Source organism: Mycetocola tolaasinivorans (assembly GCF_003667565.1).
In the GTDB taxonomy this organism is placed as follows: domain Bacteria; phylum Actinomycetota; class Actinomycetes; order Actinomycetales; family Microbacteriaceae; genus Mycetocola; species Mycetocola tolaasinivorans.
Window position 1 is genome coordinate 1 of record NZ_RCUX01000018.1, and the last position, 18,660, is coordinate 18,660.

Consider the following 18,660-nt stretch of genomic DNA (forward strand, 5'->3'; position numbering starts at 1 on the left):
CGAGTGCGCGCGAGAGGCGCGTCTTGCTACGGGTACGTGACTTAGTAGACACGGTTTCCTTTCAAATGGTTTCCATAAACAGATTTCCCGCACCACAAAACGCGGTGTGGAAAGGAGTTAGAGGGAGCGACCAGGGCGATTCGGCTACAGAATCCATCCCGTCGATCGATGAGTCTCTGCGCAGCCGTACGTCAAGACTCGATCTAGGTCACGGATATCTTAGCACGCGCGCCACCTGAAGACACCCGTGTACGAGGCGTTTTGCCCCTGATTTCCGGCGCTCTTTCTATCGGCCGCGAACGATACGCAGAATCTTCGCCAGCCGCCCGCCGACCTCGCGCTCATTCCCGTGCGTGGTGGGGCGATAGTAGGTGCGCCCCACGAGCTCATCGGGCAGGTACTGCTGCTCGACCACGCCTAGTTCGGTGTCGTGCGGATAGCGGTAGCCCTTGCCGTGACCGAGTCGCTTGGCACCCGCATAGTGCGCGTCACGCAGGTGTTTCGGAACGCGCCCGAAGGCTCCGCCGCGCACATCGGCGATCGCGTCGTTGATGCCCATATACGCGGCGTTCGACTTTGCGGCGGTGGCGAGATACACCACGGCCTCGGCCAGCGGGATGCGCCCCTCGGGCATTCCAATGAGCTGAACGGCGTCGGCCGCCGCCACGGCGATGACGAGGGCCTGCGGGTCGGCGAGCCCGACGTCCTCCGAGGCGGAGACGATGATGCGGCGGGCTATGAAGCGGGGGTCCTCCCCCGCCTCGATCATGCGTGCGAGGTAGTGCAGCGCGGCATCCGGATCGGACCCACGGATCGACTTGATGAACGCGCTGATGACGTCGTAGTGCTCGTCGCCGTTGCGGTCGTAGCGCAGCAGGGCACGATCCACCGCCCCCGCGACGATCTCCTGGGTGATGACCGGGCGCGTGTCGCGAGCCTCGGCTTTGCTGTCGCCGCGCCCTTCGCTATCGCCGCGCTCCTCGGATTCGGAGGTACCTTCGGATTCGGATTCGTCATCCGCTGCGTCGTCGCCTGCGGGGCTCTCCTCGGCTACCGCCGCACTCAGATCGAGCGCGCCGTCCTCCAGCAGGCCCGCGGCCAGCAGCGAGTCGGCGGACACCGCGGCGGCCTCGAGCGCGGTGAGCGCGCGGCGGGCATCCCCCGACGCGAGCCGAATAATGGTGCTGCGCGCCTCGGGCAGGATGCGGTAGCGATCCCCCAGCCCGCGCGGGTCGGTGGCCGCGCGATCGATCAGCACGCCGAGATCGTCGTCGGAGAGCTGTTCGAGCGTGAGCAGGAGCGAGCGCGAGAGCAGCGGGGAGATCACCGAGAACGAGGGGTTCTCGGTGGTGGCGGCGACGAGGATCACCCAGCCGTTTTCGACGCCGGGCAACAGCGCATCCTGCTGAGCCTTGGTAAAGCGGTGGATCTCGTCGAGGAACAGCACGGTGGAGAGCCCGTAGAGGTCGCGGCTCGTCATGGCCTCGGCCATGACCTCGCGGACATCCTTGACACCGGCGGTCACGGCGGAGAGCTCCACGAAGCGACGATTAGAGGAGTGCGCGATGGTCTGGGCGATCGTGGTCTTGCCGGTGCCGGGCGGGCCCCAGAGGATGACGGACACCGAGCCCTGATCGCCGGACTTCCCCGTGGCGAGACTCACCAGCGGTGAACCCGGGCGCAGCAGATGCCGCTGACCGGCAACCTCATCGAGGGTGCGCGGGCGCATGCGTACCGCGAGTGGCACGCTGCCGGAGTGAAGAGCCGCGGAGGAAGAGACCATGCCACCAGGCTATCGGGTGCGTCGGACGCTGGCTGCGAAAACGGTGACCGACCGCGCCATTTTGCTCCCCATCCCCGTCACATACCGCTAGTATCGACTCGACTACCCCCGACTCCCCTGGAAAGGACCGCTCACGTGGCAGCCCAGAAAAAGGACGAAAAGGCCGCGCGCGAGGCTCGCGCCAGGCTCCAGCAGTACGAGGCACGCCGCGAGGCCTGGGAAACGAAGCGCCGCAAGCGCACGCGTAACTCCTGGATCGCGGCCGGGACCGCCTTTGTCCTGATTGCCGGAGCGATCACCTGGGGGGTCATCGCGCAGAACGCCCAGAACGCACCCGAGGCCGGCCCGAGCTCGTCGGCAACCCCGAGCGCTACCCCGTCTCCTGAGGCCTCGACCGGCCAGGCACCGGATGCCTCGCTCGCCGAGAACCGCACCTGGACCGGCGACATGACAATCAACGGCGTTGACCTCGGTATCGAGCTGGACGGTGAGAAGGCTCCCAAGGCCGTCGCCTCCTTCGTGAGCCTCACGCAGAAGGGCTTCTTCAACTCCCTCACCTGCCACCGCATGGTGAACACCCCGGGCAAGGACGGCGCTCCCGGCTTCCAGATCCTGCAGTGCGGCGACCCCAAGGGCGATGGCACCGGTGGCCCCGGCTACACCTTCGGCCCGGTGGAAAACGCCCCGGCCGACAACATCTACCCCGAGGGAACCCTCGCGATGGCCCGCGCCAGTGACGACGGAAACTCCAACGGCAGCCAGTTCTTTATCGTCTTTGGTGACACCTCGATCGGGTCCGACAAGGCCGGCGGATACACCGTTCTCGGCAAGATCACGAGCGGCCTCGATAAACTCAACGAGTCGGTAACCACGATTCCCGTTGGCGGGCCGCAGAACTCGACCCCGCAGGAGCCCATTAAGCTGGACTCCGTTACCGTCAAATAGAATAAGACGCATGTTGGGGCTGCCCGACATTCGTCGTCCATACTAGGCTTATCGAGAGATCTCGAGAGCATCGAGCGCAAACATCAGCAAGGTGAGGCACGTGTCTACTTCCGAACAGCAACCGTGGGGTCGCGTTGACGACTCCGGCACCGTTTTTGTCCGCGAGGGCGAAGAGTGGCGCGAGGTTGGCCAGTACCCCGACGGCACCGCCGAGGAGGCCCTGGGCTACTTCGAGCGTAAGTTCCTCGACCTCGCCGGTCAGGTCACCCTGCTCGAGCAGCGCGCAAAGCGTGGCGCTCCCGCCACCGACATCTCCAAGGCCGTGGCAAAGCTCCGCGAGGAACTGACCGATGCCAAGGCCGTGGGAGACATCGCCTCCCTCGTTGCCCGCGTTGGTGCCCTGGACGAAACCGTCGGTGAGCTCACCGAGCAGCAGTCCGAGCAGGCCAAGGCCGAGCTCGAGGAGGCCGTCGCCGAGCGCACCCGCATCGTCGAGGCCGCCGAGGCCGTTGCCGCCCAGGATCCCGCAAAGACCCAGTGGAAGCAGGCTACCGAGCAGATGGCCGAGCTGTTTGCCGCCTGGCAGAAGCACCAGCAGGAGGGCCCCAAGCTCTCCAAGGGCCTGGCCAACGACCTGTGGAAGCGGTTCCGTACCGCCCGCGGCACCGTTGACGCCAACCGTCGCGCGTTCTTCGCCGAGCTGGATGCCGTCCACAAGGAGGCACGCACCCGCAAGCAGAAGCTGATCGAGGCCGCCGAGGCTCTGATTCCGCGCGGTGCCGAGGCTACGGCCGACTACCGCCGTCTGCTCGACGAGTGGAAGCTCTCCGGCCGCGCCGGTAAGCGTCAGGACGACAGCCTCTGGGCCCGTTTCAAGGCCGCCGGAGACGCCATCTACCAGGCCAAGGCCGAGCTTGACGCCATCGACAGCGCCGAGTTCCAGGTCAACTACGAGAAGAAGCGCGAGCTTCTGGATCAGGCCACCCCGCTGCTGCAGGAGACCGACCGCGAGAAGCTGCGCTCGGCCCTCCTGAACATCCAGCGTCAGTGGGACGAGGTGGGCAAGGTCCCGCGCGAGAAGATCCGCGAGGTCGAAGATGGCCTGCGTGCCGTCGAAAACCACCTCCGCGCCCTGGACGACGAGCACTGGAGCAAGAACAACCCCGAGACCAAGGCTCGCACCGAGGGTCTCGCCGGCCAGCTGAACGCCGCCATCGAGAAGCTTGAGCAGGAGCTGGCGGCCGCCGAGGCCACCGGAGACGCCAAGAAGATCGCCAAGGCAAACGAGGCCCTCGAGGCTCGTAAGGCGTGGCTGAACGTACTGGGTTAGTCTGTGCCCCGCTGCCGGAATGGTTTTCCATTTCGGTGGCACACGGCCGTGGGCCGCATCCTTTCGGGTGCGGCCCACGGCCGTTTGCGTGTCCGGGTGCCTGGACGCGCGCGGGAATACGGTTCAGGCTAAGAACATGACCACCCTCGATCTGGCCGCGCTGTTTCCCGGCCCCGGCGCGCACCTCCCCGAGCTCCTCACCACCGATCACCTCCCGCTGGCCGAGCTCCACTCCGCCCGGCTCCACGGCGAACTCTTCGCGCTGGAAGACGGCTTCATTCCCGCCGACATTCCTGAAACCTCCCGGTTGCGCGCCCGCGCCCTCGCACACTCCCTGCCCCCGCTGCGCGATCGAGACGCCCTGTGCGCCGTGGGAGACACCGCCCGGTGGATTCACGACATGGACGAACCCCGCCCGGCACGGCACACGCTGCGCGGTATATTCCCCCATCGCGTCTGGCAGTGGAGCAGCGCGCGGATCGAGGTACTCCCCGGCTCGGTGCCCGAACACGCGCGGGTCCGCATCGGCGGAATGTGGACCGAACGACACCATCGTCCCACCGCACATCCCCCGGCACCGTCAGCGGATACGCAGGTGGGGCACGGCTAGTGCCGTGCCCCACCTGCGTCCGGCAGCGATGCCGTGATAAAGCGGGCTATCCTCCGGTGACCCGGTATACGTCGTAGACGGCGTCAATGCGCCGTACGGCGTTGAGGACGCGATCCAGGTGGGTGGTATCGCCCATCTCGAATACGAAGCGGGAGATCGCCAGGCGGTTGCTCGAGGTCGAGACGTTCGCCGAGAGGATGTTGACGTGGTGCTCGCTCAGCACGCGGGTGACGTCGCTGAGCAGTCCCGCCCGATCGAGGGCCTCGACCTGGATCTGCACCATGAACACGCTCTTCGACGATGCCGCCCACTCCACCTCGATCATCCGATCGGGTTCCTGCATCAGGCCCTGCACGTTGTGGCAGTCGGCGCGGTGCACCGACACGCCCGAGCCGCGGGTCACGAAGCCCACGATCTCGTCGCCGGGCACCGGGGTGCAGCACTTCGCCAGCTTGACCAGGATGTCCGCGGCTCCACGCACGAGCACGCCGGAGTCGCTGTGCTCCTGCGGGCGCACGCGGCCGCGCATCGGGAACTCGATGGCGTGTTCCTGAGCCTCGGCATCGCCCTGCAGCAGCGAGACGACCTTCTCCAGCACGGACTGCGTGGAGACATGCCCCTCACCGACCGCGGCATACAGCGCGGAGACGTCCTCGTAGCGCATCTGCGCGGCGACCTCGGCGAAGCTGTCGCGATCCATGAGCTTCTGCAGCGGCAGGTTCTGCTTGCGCATCGCGCGGGCGATCGCGTCCTTGCCCTGCTCGATGGCCTCGTCGCGGCGCTCCTTCGTGAACCACTGGCGAATCTTATTGCGCGCGCGGGTGCTCTTGACGAAGGTCAGCCAGTCCTGGCTGGGGCCCGAGTCGGGGTTCTTCGAGGTGAAGACCTCGACCACGTCACCGGAGTTCAGCTCGGTCTCGAGCGGCACCAGCCGGCCGTTAACCTTCGACCCCATGGTGCGGTGACCGACCTCGGTGTGCACCGCATAGGCAAAGTCCACCGGGGTGGCACCGGCGGGCAGCCCGACCACGCGCCCCTTCGGGGTGAAGACGTAGACCTCCTTGGCACCGATTTCGAAGCGCAGCGAGTCGAGGAACTCCCCCGGATCGGCCGTCTCGGCCTGCCAGTCGGAGATGTGCTTGAGCCAGGCCATATCGGTGCCCGTCGAGCGCGACACCTCAACCTTGTTGCCGGCGTTGCGCTCCTTATACGCCCAGTGTGCGGCCACACCATACTCGGCGTGCTCGTGCATCTCCTGGGTACGAATCTGGATCTCGACGGACTTCCCGCCCGGGCCAATCACGGTGGTGTGCAGCGACTGGTACAGGTTGAACTTCGGCGTCGCGATGTAGTCCTTGAAGCGGCCGGGAATCGGCGTCCAGCGGGCGTGAATCGCACCGAGCACCGCGTAGCAGTCGCGCACCGAGTTGACGATCACACGGATGCCCACGAGGTCGTAGATGTCGTCGAACTCCCGACCGCGCAGAATCATCTTCTGATAGATCGAGTAGTACTGCTTCGGGCGGCCCATCACCTTGCCGCGAATCTTTGCCGCGCGCAGATCGGTGGTGACCTCCTGGATCACCTGCTGCACGAACTCCTCGCGCTTCGGGGTGCGCTCCTTGACCAGTGACTCGATCTCGGCGTAGATCTTCGGGTACAGCACCGCGAAGGAGAGGTCCTCGAGTTCCCACTTGATCGTCTGGATACCCAGGCGATGCGCCAGCGGGGCATAGATTTCGAGCGTCTCGGTGGCCTTCCGGGTGGACTTCTCCGGCGGCACAAAGCCCCAGGTGCGGGCATTGTGCAGGCGGTCGGCCAGCTTGATGATCAGCACCCGGATGTCCTTCGACATCGCGACGATCATCTTGCGCACCGTCTCGGCCTGCGCGGCATCGCCGTACTTCACCTTGTCGAGCTTGGTCACGCCATCCACCAGCATCGCGATCTCATCACCGAAATCGGCGCGCAGCTGGTCGAGCGTGTAGTCGGTATCCTCCACCGTGTCATGGAGCAGCGCACCGGCGAGGGTGCGCGGGCCGAGGCCCAGATCCGCGAGAATCTGCGCCACCGCTACCGGGTGCGTGATGTATGGTTCCCCGCTCTGACGCTTCTGCCCGCGATGGGCGCGCTCGGCAACGGTGTACGCGCGCTCGATAACGGAGATATCCGCGCGCGGGTGATGGGTGCGCGCCGTGCGCACGAGTCGGTCGACGGCACCAGCGGGCTGAGCCTTGGAAAAAATGCGCGGAACCAGCCGCCGCAACGACGCATTCGCCGTATTAATTTCGGTCATCAACGATTCACCACCTCATGTCTCTGTTCCCTATTATGCCCGGTTGCGCGGGCGGAAAAGACCAGGCCTCGCCCGCCCTGCGCGAACAGCCGTGATCCACGCCCACGGAGACCAAAAAAGCCGAGGCCCCGCCGCGAAATGCGACGGGGCCTCGGCCCGAAAAAACGATGCTGGTTAGGCCTCGCTGGTGACGGCCTGCACGGCAGCACGCTCGCGGTCGGCGAGCACCTTCTTGTCGTGCTTGGCGATCGCCGGTTCCTTCTCCCGCAGCAGCGAGTACAGCGGGGCCGCGACGAAGATCGTCGAGTAAGTGGCCACGAGGATACCCACGAGCAGCGAGAGCGAGATGTCCCGCAGGGTTTCGGCACCCAGGAAGAGGTCACCGATCACGAGGATTGATGCCACCGGAAGGGCGGCCACAACCGAGGTGTTGATCGAGCGCACCAGGGTCTGGTTGACCGCAAGGTTCACCGACTCACCGAAGGTACGTGGCGAGTGCTCGCCCGCCTCCGTGGTGTTCTCTCGGATCTTGTCGAACACCACCACCGTGTCATACAGCGAGTAGCCGAGGATTGTCAGGAATCCGATCACCGCCGCGGGGCTGATCTGGAACCCACTGAGTGCGTACACACCCAGCGTGATCACCAGCACGTCCACCAGCGCGATAATCGCCGCCGCGGACATCTTCCAGGTGCGGAAGTACAGCGCCATGATGATGAAGGTCAGGACCAGGAAGATCACCAGACCGGTGAGGGCCTGACGGCTCACATCGGCACCCCAGGAGGGGCCGATGAACGAGGAGGTGACCTCGCTGATGTTAACGTCGAAGGTCGTGGCGAGGGCCTTGGCCACCGCGCTCGACTCATCCGAGGTCATCTGGTCGGTCTGGACGCGGATGGCGTGGTCGCCCACCTCGCTGACCTTGGAGACGGCCGACGGCACGACGGAGGAAACCGCGTCCGACGCCTTGGACTGGTTGGCGTCGGTCACGCCACTGACGGTGAACTCGGAACCGCCGGTGAACTCGATCGAGAAGTTGAACGGTGCCCCGGTCGTGATACCGCGAACCACGGGAACCATGACGGAACCGATGACCAGCAGGATCGCGATCGCGAACCACAGCTTGCGGCGACCAACGAAGTTGATCGAGCGCTTACCGGTGTAGAGGTCGTTACCAAACGATGTCAGGTTAAGGCTGGGCATTACTTCTCCTTCGAGGAGGTCGAGCCGGCCGACGCAGCCTGAGCCTCGGCGAGCTTACGCTCGGCGATGGTCTGGCGCTTCTGAGCCTCACGGCTGGCCCCGGGGGCCTTCTTGGATACCGCTGCATCCGGGGCACGGAACTGCGCGCGCCCCCGATAGATCGCACCGAGCGCGTTCGGGTCAAGACCCGTCGCGGGGTGGCCGCTGGAGAAGAAGCGGTTGCGTGCGAGCAGCTGCAGCATCGGGTGGGTGAACAGCACCACGACGATGACGTCGATCACGGTGGTCAGACCCAGCGTGAACGCGAAGCCCTGAACGTTACCCACGGCCAGCAGGTAGAGCACCACGGCCGCCAGGAGGTTCACACCCTTGGATGCGTAGATGGTGCGTCTTGCGCGCTTCCATCCGGCCTCCACGGCGGATTCCAGGCCACGGCCGTCACGGAGCTCGTCTCGAATACGTTCGAAGTACACGATGAACGAGTCGGCCGTGAATCCGATCGCGACGATGATACCCGCCACACCTGCCAATGACAGTCGGTAGCCCTGCCCCCACGAGAGGAGCGCCAGGGCCGCGTAGGTGAGGGCTCCCGCCACCACGAGCGAGAAGATGGTCACGAAGCCGAGCAGACGGTACTGGAACAGCGTGTAGATGACCACGAGGATCAGACCGATCAGACCGGCGAGCATACCGCCGGACAGCTGAGCCGAACCCAGGGTTGCGGAAATCTCGGAGCTCGACTGCACGCCGAAGGACAGCGGCAGTGCACCGTACTTCAGCTGGTCGGCCAGGGACTTCGCGGAGGCCTCGGTGAAGTTACCGGAGATGCTGGGGCGGCCATCGGTGATGGCACCCTGCATGACCGGAGCCGAGATAACCTTGCCGTCCAGCACGAAGGCGAAGGCCGCGCGCGGGTCGTTGGGGTTAGCCGAGTAGAACTTGAACAGGCGCTTGCTCACCTCGGTGAAGGCGTCCTTACCCTTGCCCTCGAGCTTGATGTTGACCGCCCACTCACCGGTGCTGGCACCGTTTGCGGTGGTCTTGATGCCCGCGGAGGCGTCGGTGATCGAGTCTCCACCGAGCTCAACCGGCCCCAGCAGGTAGCGGGCCAGGCCGTCATCCGAACACGCGACAACCGGCTGGTCCTTGGGGGCGTTTTCCGCACCGGTCGGGGACTTGCAGTCGGTCGAGAGGAACTCGGCACTCAGGTACGGCGTGATCCAGGCCTGATCGCTGCCATCGGTCGGCTTGGTAGCCGGCGTCTTCGACAGGTCATCGGTCGGCTTGGGGTTCGTGGTTTCCTTGCCGTCCTCACCCACGGTGGTCAGGGTCGGGGCGGAGGCCAGCAGCACCGAACGGAACTGCAGCTGTGCGCTCGACTCGATCCGCTTACGGGTGTCCTCATCGATCTTTCCCGGAATCGACACAACGATGTTGCGTCCGCCCTGGGTGTTGACCTCGGCCTCGGTCACACCGGTCGCGTTCACACGCTGACGGATGATCGACACGGCCTGGTTCAGCTGCTCGGAGGAAACCTGCTGCCCACCCTCAAGCTTGGGTTCGAGGATGATCTGCGTTCCACCCTCGAGGTCGAGGGCGAGCTTGGGCTGCCAGGAGGCATCCCCAAACATCGTGCCCGCGGCGAGACCGCCGAACATGGCAATGAGGATCACCGCCAACCAGATGAGCGCCCGCCTACCGTGGCGGACGGGAGCCTGTCGTGATTGTGCCAATGGGCTACTCAGCTTTCTATGGATGGACGCGCGGGAAACGCCCCCGACGCGTGTAGTGGGAAGGGCGCGTTACTTCTCGTCGGAGTTCGAGGGCTTGACCTCGGTCTTCTCGATCCGCTCGCCGAACTCGGGCTCGCCCACGAAGTGTGCGTTGTCCTCGTTCAGCTGGACGCTGGGCTCCTCGGAATCGTCCTCGGCGGCGGCCGGCTCGTCGTTGTTGACGACGCGGGAGACGATCTGACGGTGCACGGTCAGGATGGTGCCCGGGCTGGTCTCGAGCAGAACCTTGTTCTCCTCGTCGTCGATCGAGATGATGGTGCCGAAGATGCCACCGTTGGTCATCACCTCGGCACCGGGGACGACCTGCTCCTGGAGGGTAGCGAGGTCGCGCTTACGCTTCTGTCCGTTGCGGAACATGAAGAAGATGAGGAGTGCCATAACGGCGAGCATGACGACGGACATGAGATCCATGATTTTACGCAGAGCCTTTCGCGGCGCGGGGGCCGGGGATTGTTGATTCGGGTGTGTTGTCCGCTTGAATTATAGGTCATCGCCCCGTGACTGGGCGTGGGGGTGCGGAATACCGAAGTGTGTGTACGCCTCCTCGGTGGCCATTCGGCCACGCGGGGTGCGCATGATTAAACCTATCCGTACGAGGAAGGGTTCCACCACGCTTTCGATGGTTTCGGCCTCCTCGCCCACCGAGACGGCGAGGGTATTGAGGCCCACCGGGCCTCCCCCAAAGCGGCGCAGCAGGATGTCCATCACCGCGCGGTCGAGACGGTCAAGCCCCAGCGGATCCACGTCATACAGCTCAAGTGCGGCACTCACGGCCGGCAGATCGGCGCGCGTTCCGTGCACGAGCGCGTAGTCGCGCACGCGGCGCAGCAGGCGGTTGGCGATACGCGGGGTTCCGCGACAGCGACCGGCAATTTCGGCCAGGGCCGAGCGGTCGATATCCAAATCGAGCAGCCCGGAGGCGCGGGCGAGCACCTGTTCGAGTTCGTTATCGGCGTAAAACTCGAGGTGCGCGGTGAACCCGAATCTGTCGCGTAGCGGGTTCGGAAGGAGACCGGCGCGGGTGGTGGCCCCCACCAGGGTGAACGGCGAGAGCTCGAGCGGCACCGAGGTGGCCCCCGCGCCCTTACCCACCATGATGTCGATGCGGAAGTCCTCCATCGCGAGGTAGAGCATCTCCTCGGCGGAGCGGGCCATCCGGTGGATCTCGTCGATAAAGAGGACCTCACCCGGAACCAGGCTCGACAGCAGCGCCGCGAGATCTCCCGCGTGCTGGATGGCGGGGCCGCTGGACATGCGCAGCGGCCGCTCACTCTCCTGCGCCACGATCATGGCCAGGGTGGTCTTGCCGAGGCCGGGCGGGCCGGCCAAGAGAATGTGATCCGGGGTGCGGTCCTGCAGTGCGGCCGCGCGCAGCAGCAGTTCGAGCTGACCGCGCACCTTCTGCTGGCCCACAAACTCACTCAGGGTGCCGGGGCGGAGGGCACCCTCAAAGGCGATCTCGGCGTCGCCGATCGCGGTGCCGCTGAGGGGTTCTACGGCGCTGAAGGTTTCGGCGACGTCGTCGAACTCTTCGCTCATCGTCCGGCACCGGGCTGCGGGCCGAGCGAGGCCAGCGCGACGCGCAGCAGGCCGGGAACGGTCGCGGCACCGGGGTCCGCCTCGGCGGCGAGGGCGGCCTCGACCGCGGGCACCGCCACGCGCTCGTTCCAGCCGAGGCCGAGCAGCGCCTCGATGACGCTGGCCTTGACCGCGGAGGAACCGGTGGCGGTGGCGCTGACCGGACGGGTGGCCTGCAGCTTGCCGGCGAGCGAGACGATCATGAGCTTGGCGGTCTTGGGGCCGATGCCGCTGACCTTGCGGAAGGCGGAGTCGTCTTCCGCGGCGACGGCGTCGGCAATCTGGTCTGGGCTCAGTGCGGCGAGCACACCGAGGGCCGACTTCGGGCCCACGCCGTTTACGGCGAGCAGAATCTCGAAGACCTCGAGCTGCTCGGCGGATTCAAACCCGAAGAGCTGCTGGGAGTCTTCCCGGATGATGTGGGCGGTGTGCACGAAGGCGTTCGCCCCCACCCGGAGTTTGATGCCGTGCTCCGGCGTCACCTGTACGGCGTACCCGACGCCATTCACCTCGATGGCCACACGGCCGGCGGTTGTACTCAGTACTGTTCCGCGAAGACTCACAATCACGTGCCAAGCCTAAGCCCCGCCACCGACACAGCCGCACTGCCACGCCCTGCAAAGACACAGAGCTGTCGCGTTTGCGACATATTTACGGTCAACACCGGTTGTCTGCGGACACGGGTGGACAATCGCGGATCGATAGCCGCTAGCTCCCGAAGCGGCCGGTGCGGGTGTTTCGAGGCGTCGCGGTCCCGGCCTGCTCGGCGTTTTTCCAGGCCTGCTGGGCGGGGGTCAGCCCGGCCGTCTGGCGCGCACCCACCGGGGCGCGCGAGCCGTGCGGGCGCGCACCAACGGGGACGAGACCACCCCAGGCGTGGCACAGGGCCAGCGCTAGTGCATCGGCGGCGTCTGCGGGCTGCGGAATTTCGGCGAGCCCGAGGATGCGGGCCACCATCTGCTGCACCTGCTTCTTCTCGGCGTTACCGTAGCCGGTCACCGAGGCCTTGACCTCCGAGGGCGTGTGCATGCCGATCGGGATCCCGTGCTTGGCCGCCGAGTACAGGGCGAGGCCACTGGCCTGGGCGGTGCCCATCACGGTGCTGAGGTTCTGCTGCGCGAACACGCGCTCCACCGCCATCGCGGTGGGCGCATGCTCGATAATTGCCGCGTCGATGCCCTCGGCGATCGCGAGCAGCCGAATGTCGATAGACATGTCCGGGCTGGTTCGAATCACGCCGTAGTGCACCAGGGTGGCGCGACGGTTCGGTGCGACATCGACAATGCCGATGCCGCACCGGGTGAGACCCGGGTCAACTCCCAGTACCCGAGTACCCACGCTGACTAGTCCTGCTCGAGCTCGGCCTGAACCTCGGCGCTCAGGCCGTAGTTACCGTAGATGTTCTGGACGTCGTCCGATTCCTCGAGGGCGTCGATCAGACGGAACACCTTGCGGGCGGTCTCGGCGTCAACGTCTACCTTGAGGTTCGGAATCATCGCGACATCGGCCGACTCGTAGTCGATGCCGGCTTCCTGCAGCGCCTTACGCACGGTCACGAGGTCGCTCACATCGGTGATGATCTCGAAGGTGTCACCCTCGTTGAGGACCTCTTCGGCACCGGCTTCGAGCACGGCCTCCATGACGTCATCCTCGGTGGTGTTCTCCGCCGACACAACGATCAGACCCTTGCGGTTGAAGTTGTAGGCGACGCTGCCCGGGTCGGCCATGGTGCCGCCGTTGCGGGTCATGGCGGCACGCACATCGGCGGCCGCGCGGTTCTTGTTGTCGGTCAGACACTCGATCATGAGCGCGACGCCGTTCTGCGCGTAGCCCTCGTAGATGATCGTGGTGTAGTTGATGACCTCACCGGTCAGGCCGGCACCGCGCTTGATGGCGCGGTCGATGTTGTCGTTGGGGACCGAGGTCTTCTTTGCCTTCTGGACCGCGTCAACCAGGGTGGGGTTTCCGGACAGATCGGCACCACCGATCTTCGCAGCAACCTCGATGTTCTTAATCAGCTTGGCAAACGACTTCGCACGGCGCTGATCGATGATCGCCTTCTTGTGCTTGGTTGTTGCCCACTTGGAGTGTCCGGACATATGCTCCCGTTTCGTCGTATATCCCCTCCATTCTACGGGTTCGAGGGGATTCTTCCCGCATCCGGGCGGGCGCGCTCAGCCGTTTTGGGCCGCGCGGACCATCTCGACGAAGTATTCGTGGACCGAATCATCCCCGGTGAGCTCCGGGTGAAACGAGGTTCCGAGGAGGTTCCGGTACCGGGTGGCGACGACCCCGCCGTCCGCCAGGCGGGCGAGGACGTCTGTGCCCTCGCCCACCTCGGTGATCAGCGGCGCACGAATAAACGTCGCCCGGACCGGGTGATCGATCCCCGCAAACGCGAGCTCGGTCTCAAACGAGTGCGCCTGAGAACCAAACGCATTGCGACGCACGGTGACCGGCAGCCCGCCGAGCCCCTGCTGGCCGGGTGCCAGATCCAGCACCGTATCGGCCAGCAGGATCAGGCCCGCACAGGTACCATAGGCCGGAAGGCCACCCCGAAGGAGCGCGGTCAACGGGTCTCGGAGCTCGAACATCCGCAGGAGCTTGTCCAGCACGCTGGACTCTCCCCCGGGCAGCACGATGCCGTCGAGCCCGTGCAGGTGCTCCGGCGTCCGAACCGCAACCACCTCGGCTCCCACGCGGGTTAGGGCCTCGATGTGTTCGGAGACACCGCCCTGCAGGGCGAGCACTCCAATGCGTGCGCTACTGCTCATCGACGGGCGCTCTACCAGCCGCGCTCGGCCAGGCGGTGCGGTGCGGGCAGATCGGCCACGTTGATGCCAACCATGGCCTCGCCGAGGCCGCGGGAGGCCTGGGCGATCACGGCCGGGTCGTTGAACGCAGCGGTGGCCTTAACCACGGCGGCCGCGCGTGCCTCGGGGTTGCCGGACTTGAAGATGCCCGAGCCCACGAACACGCCGTCGGCGCCGAGCTGCATCATCATCGCGGCATCGGCCGGGGTGGCCACTCCCCCGGCGGTGAACAGCACAACGGGCAGGGTGCCGGTGCGGGCAACCTCGACGACGAGGTCAAACGGTGCCTGCAGATCCTTGGCGGCGACGTACAGCTCATCCTCGTTGAGGGCGCTCAGCGCGCGGATCTGGGATTTGATGGTGCGGATGTGCTTGGTGGCCTCGGAGACGTCGCCGGTGCCGGCCTCGCCCTTCGAGCGAATCATCGCGGCACCCTCGGTGATGCGGCGCAGGGCCTCGCCGAGGTTGGTGGCACCGCAGACGAAGGGTACGTCGAAGTCCCACTTGTTGATGTGGTTGACGTAGTCGGCGGGGCTCAGCACCTCGGACTCGTCGATGAAGTCCACCTCGAGTGCACCGAGCACCTGAGCCTCGACAAAGTGGCCGATGCGAGCCTTCGCCATCACCGGGATGGACACCTCGGCGCGGATGGCGTCGATCAGGTCCGGGTCACTCATGCGGGCCACGCCGCCCTGGGCACGAATATCGGCGGGTACACGCTCGAGGGCCATCACGGCGACGGCACCGGCATCTTCGGCGATGCGCGCCTGTGCGGGGGTCACGACGTCCATGATCACCCCGCCCTTCAGCATGTCGGCGAGGCCGCGCTTGACGCGGGTGGTGGCGGTGGACTGGGTGGGGTTTTCAGAGGTCATGAGATGACGTTATGACATAAAGCATGCCAATTGTCGCGATATTCACGGGCCAATTCTACTCGGGTGGACTTTTGGCCCGTTCGACCAACGAAAAACCGCCCACTTCCGAGGAAGTGGGCGGTCTGTGAATCTTCCGAGTGTGGGCTAGGGCTTCGGCCAGGCCTCGGCGATAGAGGCGCGAACCTCGCCGAGGAGCTGCGGGAGCGCCTTGGTCTTCGCGATGATCGGGAAGAAGTTGGCGTCCGAACGCCAGCGCGGCACGATGTGCTGGTGCAGGTGGGCGGCGATCCCGGCCCCGGCAACCTCACCCTGGTTCATGCCCAGGTTGAAGCCGTCGTTGCGGGAGACCTCTTTAAGCACACGCATCGCGGTCTGGGTTAGTGCACCGATCTCGGCGACCTCCTCGGCCGTGGCCAAATCGTAGGTCGAGATGTGACGGTACGGGCACACCAGCAGGTGACCGCTGTTGTACGGGAACAGGTTCAGCAGCACGTAGGCGTACTTTCCCCGGGCCACGATCAGGCCGTCCTCATCACTCATCGAGGGGGCCACGCAGAACGGGCAGTCGTCCTTCGCGGGCTGCTGCCCGTTTTGGATGTACACCATCCGGTGCGGGGTCCACAGGCGCTGGAACTCGTCGGGAACTCCGGCCAGCACGTTGCCGTCCGGTTCGGCGACGAAGCCCGTGTTTGTGGGCTCCGCCGCCGGGTTCTCCGGTACTAGTCCTGCCATGCGGTGTTGACCTGCGCGTGGGTTTCGATGGCGTCGACGATCTTGGCGATCGCCTCGTCCACCGGCACGCCGTTCAGCTGGCTGCCGTCGCGGAAGCGGAAGCTCACCGCACCGGCCACGCGGTCGTCCTCACCGGCGATGAGCTGGAACGGAATCTTCGCCTTGGTGTGGGTGCGGATCTTCTTGGGCATGCGGTCATCGCTGTGGTCCACGTAGGCGCGGACACCGCGGGCGCGCAGGCGGTCGAAGATCTCCTCGAGGTACTCGGCGTACTCCTCGGCCACGGGGATACCCACGACCTGCTCGGGAGCGAGCCACACCGGGAACGAGCCCGCGTAGTGCTCGAGCAGCACACCGAAGAAGCGCTCGATCGAACCGAACAGGGCGCGGTGAATCATCACCGGACGCTGCTTGGTGCCGTCCGCGGCGGTGTACTCGAGGTCAAAGCGCTCGGGCAGGTTGAAGTCGAGCTGGATGGTCGACATCTGCCAGGTGCGGCCGATGGCGTCCCGCGCCTGAACCGAAATCTTCGGGCCGTAGAACGCGGCCCCACCCGGGTCGGGTACGAGCTCGAGACCGGACTCCACGGCCACCTGGCGCAGGGTCTCGGTGGCGTCATCCCACATCTCGGGGCTACCCACGAACTTCTCGCTCTCGGGGTCGCGGGTCGAGAGCTCGAGGTAGAAGTCGTCGAGGCCGTAGTCCTTGAGCAGACCGAGCACAAACTCCAGGGTGGAGGTCAGCTCGGACTTCACCTGGTCCGGGGTCGCGTAGATGTGAGCGTCGTCCTGGGTCATACCGCGCACGCGGGTCAGGCCCTGCAGGGTGCCGGACTTCTCGTAGCGGTACACCGAACCGAACTCGAACAGGCGCAGCGGGAGCTCACGGTAGGAGCGTCCACGCGAGCGGAAGATCAGGTTGTGGAACGGGCAGTTCATCGGCTTGAGGTAGTAGTCGGCACCCTGGCGGGTGACGTGACCGTGCTCATCGCACACCTCGTCGAGGTGCATCGGGGGGAACATACCGTCCGCGTACCACTGCAGGTGACCGGAGGTCATGAAGAGGTCACCCTTGGTGATGTGCGGGGTGTTTACAAACGAGTAGCCGGACTCGGTGTGGCGCTTGCGCGAGTAGTTTTCCATCTCCTGGCGGATGATGCCACCCTTGGGGTGGAACACGGGCAGGCCGGAGCCGATCTCGTCGGGGAAGCTGAAGAGATCCATCTCGGCACCGAGCTTGCGGTGGTCGCGCTTGGCGGCCTCCTCCAGGCGGGTCTGGTAGGCGCGCAGCTCGTCCTTGGTGGGCCAGGCGGTGCCGTAGATGCGCTGCAGCTGCTTGTTCTTCTCGGATCCGCGCCAGTAGGCGGCGGCCACGCGCATGAGGGCGAAGCCGTTGCCGATCAGGCGGGTCGAGGGCAGGTGCGGGCCGCGGCAGAGGTCCTTCCAGACGGTCTCGCCGGTCTTGGGGTCGACGTTGTCGTAGATGGTGAGCTCGCCGGCTCCCACCTCAACTGACTCGTTGTCGCCACCGTTTTCGGCACCACCCTTGAGACCGATCAGCTCGATCTTGTAGGGCTCGTTTCCGAGCTCGGCCTGAGCCTCCTCGTCGGTGACGACGCGGCGCACGAAGCGCTGCCCCTGCTTGATGATGCGTTCCATCTCCTTCTGGAGGGCCTTGAGGTCCTCGGGGGTGAAGGATTCGGCGACGTCGAAGTCGTAGTAGAAACCGTCGGTGACGGGCGGACCAATGCCGAGCTTGGCGTCCGGGTTGACCTTCTGTACGGCCTGGGCCAGCACGTGGGCGGCCGAGTGACGAAGGATGTTGAGGCCGTCCTCGGAGTCGATCGTGACCGGCTCGGCCACGTCGGTAGTCTCCAGGGTGGTGGCGAGGTCCTTCAGTTCACCGTTGACGCGCATGGCGACAACGTTGCGGTCGGGGAATCGTTCGAATCCGTCAGACACCTGGTGTGCTCCTCTTGTAAATAGATTCGCCCATTCTATCCGTTCCGGACTCCCCCGGACGACCCGAAACCACGGTGTGTACGATCCTGCCGGATCGAGTTTCCTGCGTGCCGGTGCGGGCGACGGCTAATCACTCGTCGGGACGGGTGCCGGTGGCACGTCCCGGGCGGAGTCAAACGGCAGTACGGGCCGCCATCCGCTCTCCAGGACGGGAACCAGCGGGAGGCACACCACGAGGCTCCACGCGACCGTGGGGAGGTAGGAGCCGGCCCACCAGGAGTTTCCGCCCTCACCGCGCAGCAGGTCGAGGAAGGTCAGGCCGAACCCGAAGACCAGGGCCACGATCGAGATGATACTGAGCCGGACGATGCCGCCGCGAGTACTCGACGCGGGCTTCAGATAGTACGCGGCGAGACCCGCGATCACTCCGACGAGGGCGTTGGCGAGGTGCCAGTCCCAGTAGGTCCAGACGGAGGAGCCCTGCAGGAGGTCGACGATGGGGTTTCCGATGATGCCCACGAGACCGCCCGCAATCGGGCCGAACCGGATGCCGAGGAAAACGAGCACGGCGATGGCCGGACGAATGGTCACGTCCTGGCTGTGCGGCAGCGTGTAGCTGAAGATACCCAGCAGGCCATACAGCAGCCCGCCCACGATGCCGATACCCACAACGCGGAGCGAGAGCGTCCAGGGGGCGGGCAGGAGCGAGCGGTTGAGCAGGCTGGGTGCGGTGTCGGTCAT

General features: G+C 65.6%; 17 protein-coding genes. 3 read left to right on the forward strand and 14 right to left on the reverse strand.

What is annotated here, in order from left to right; genetic code table 11:
• Positions 1-286: 286 nt before the first annotated feature.
• A complete protein-coding gene (locus tag D9V32_RS15380) occupies positions 287-1,783 on the reverse strand; it encodes a replication-associated recombination protein A (RefSeq protein ID WP_121649803.1) in 1,497 nt (498 codons plus the stop codon).
• A 135-nt stretch (positions 1,784-1,918) separates the two neighbouring features.
• On the opposite strand from D9V32_RS15380, the gene D9V32_RS15385 reads away from it, so the two are divergent.
• The 3 genes from D9V32_RS15385 (at position 1,919) to D9V32_RS15395 (ending at position 4,668) form a co-directional block, all read left to right on the forward strand.
• Entirely contained in the window at positions 1,919-2,728 is an 810-nt protein-coding gene (locus D9V32_RS15385) for a peptidylprolyl isomerase (protein ID WP_121649804.1), read from the forward strand.
• Positions 2,729-2,828: 100 nt separating this feature from the next.
• Positions 2,829-4,058 carry a DUF349 domain-containing protein gene (locus tag D9V32_RS15390; RefSeq protein WP_121649805.1) on the forward strand — a complete coding sequence of 410 codons (1,230 nt, stop codon included), beginning with the start codon at positions 2,829-2,831 and terminating at the stop codon, positions 4,056-4,058.
• Between the two features lie 136 nt (positions 4,059-4,194).
• Complete coding sequence (locus tag D9V32_RS15395; protein WP_121649806.1) at positions 4,195-4,668, forward strand: hypothetical protein; 474 nt, start codon at positions 4,195-4,197, stop codon at positions 4,666-4,668.
• A gap of 46 nt (positions 4,669-4,714) precedes the next feature.
• On the opposite strand, the gene D9V32_RS15400 is transcribed toward D9V32_RS15395, so the two are convergent.
• The 13 genes from D9V32_RS15400 to D9V32_RS15460 form a co-directional block, all read right to left on the reverse strand.
• The gene (locus D9V32_RS15400; protein ID WP_121649807.1) at positions 4,715-6,964 is read right to left on the reverse strand and encodes a RelA/SpoT family protein; all 2,250 of its coding nucleotides are present in this window, start codon (positions 6,962-6,964) and stop codon (positions 4,715-4,717) included.
• Positions 6,965-7,138: 174 nt separating this feature from the next.
• Complete coding sequence (secF, locus tag D9V32_RS15405; RefSeq protein ID WP_121649808.1) at positions 7,139-8,167, reverse strand: protein translocase subunit SecF; 1,029 nt, start codon at positions 8,165-8,167, stop codon at positions 7,139-7,141.
• Entirely contained in the window at positions 8,167-9,900 is a 1,734-nt protein-coding gene (gene secD / locus D9V32_RS15410) for a protein translocase subunit SecD (protein ID WP_245982366.1), read from the reverse strand. The genes secF and secD overlap by 1 nt, the downstream gene beginning before the upstream one ends.
• A 69-nt stretch (positions 9,901-9,969) precedes the next feature.
• Positions 9,970-10,362 (reverse strand): preprotein translocase subunit YajC, encoded by a 393-nt coding sequence (yajC, locus tag D9V32_RS15415; protein ID WP_245982367.1) that lies wholly within the window; start codon positions 10,360-10,362, stop codon positions 9,970-9,972.
• A gap of 78 nt (positions 10,363-10,440) precedes the next feature.
• Positions 10,441-11,499: a Holliday junction branch migration DNA helicase RuvB gene (gene ruvB, locus D9V32_RS15420; protein ID WP_121649810.1), complete on the reverse strand. Its 1,059-nt coding sequence runs from the start codon at positions 11,497-11,499 to the stop codon at positions 10,441-10,443.
• On the reverse strand, positions 11,496-12,107 hold the full coding sequence (ruvA, locus tag D9V32_RS15425) for a Holliday junction branch migration protein RuvA (protein WP_121649811.1): 612 nt from the start codon (positions 12,105-12,107) through the stop codon (positions 11,496-11,498). The genes ruvB and ruvA overlap by 4 nt, the downstream gene beginning before the upstream one ends.
• A 139-nt stretch (positions 12,108-12,246) precedes the next feature.
• Positions 12,247-12,876 (reverse strand): crossover junction endodeoxyribonuclease RuvC, encoded by a 630-nt coding sequence (gene ruvC, locus D9V32_RS15430; RefSeq protein WP_121649812.1) that lies wholly within the window; start codon positions 12,874-12,876, stop codon positions 12,247-12,249.
• A 5-nt stretch (positions 12,877-12,881) separates the two neighbouring features.
• Positions 12,882-13,637, reverse strand: a complete 756-nt coding sequence (locus D9V32_RS15435; protein ID WP_121649813.1) for a YebC/PmpR family DNA-binding transcriptional regulator — start codon at positions 13,635-13,637, stop codon at positions 12,882-12,884.
• A 75-nt stretch (positions 13,638-13,712) separates the two neighbouring features.
• Positions 13,713-14,312, reverse strand: a complete 600-nt coding sequence (gene pdxT / locus D9V32_RS15440) for a pyridoxal 5'-phosphate synthase glutaminase subunit PdxT (RefSeq protein ID WP_121649814.1) — start codon at positions 14,310-14,312, stop codon at positions 13,713-13,715.
• 11 nt (positions 14,313-14,323) lie between these two features.
• Positions 14,324-15,226 carry a pyridoxal 5'-phosphate synthase lyase subunit PdxS gene (pdxS, locus tag D9V32_RS15445; RefSeq protein WP_121649815.1) on the reverse strand — a complete coding sequence of 301 codons (903 nt, stop codon included), beginning with the start codon at positions 15,224-15,226 and terminating at the stop codon, positions 14,324-14,326.
• 144 nt (positions 15,227-15,370) lie between these two features.
• Entirely contained in the window at positions 15,371-15,958 is a 588-nt protein-coding gene (locus D9V32_RS15450) for an HIT family protein (RefSeq protein ID WP_121649816.1), read from the reverse strand.
• Positions 15,946-17,874 (reverse strand): threonine--tRNA ligase, encoded by a 1,929-nt coding sequence (gene thrS, locus D9V32_RS15455; RefSeq protein WP_220700724.1) that lies wholly within the window; start codon positions 17,872-17,874, stop codon positions 15,946-15,948. Before thrS ends, D9V32_RS15450 begins: the two co-directional genes overlap by 13 nt.
• A 171-nt stretch (positions 17,875-18,045) precedes the next feature.
• On the reverse strand, positions 18,046-18,660 hold the full coding sequence (locus tag D9V32_RS15460; RefSeq protein WP_183086354.1) for an ECF transporter S component: 615 nt from the start codon (positions 18,658-18,660) through the stop codon (positions 18,046-18,048).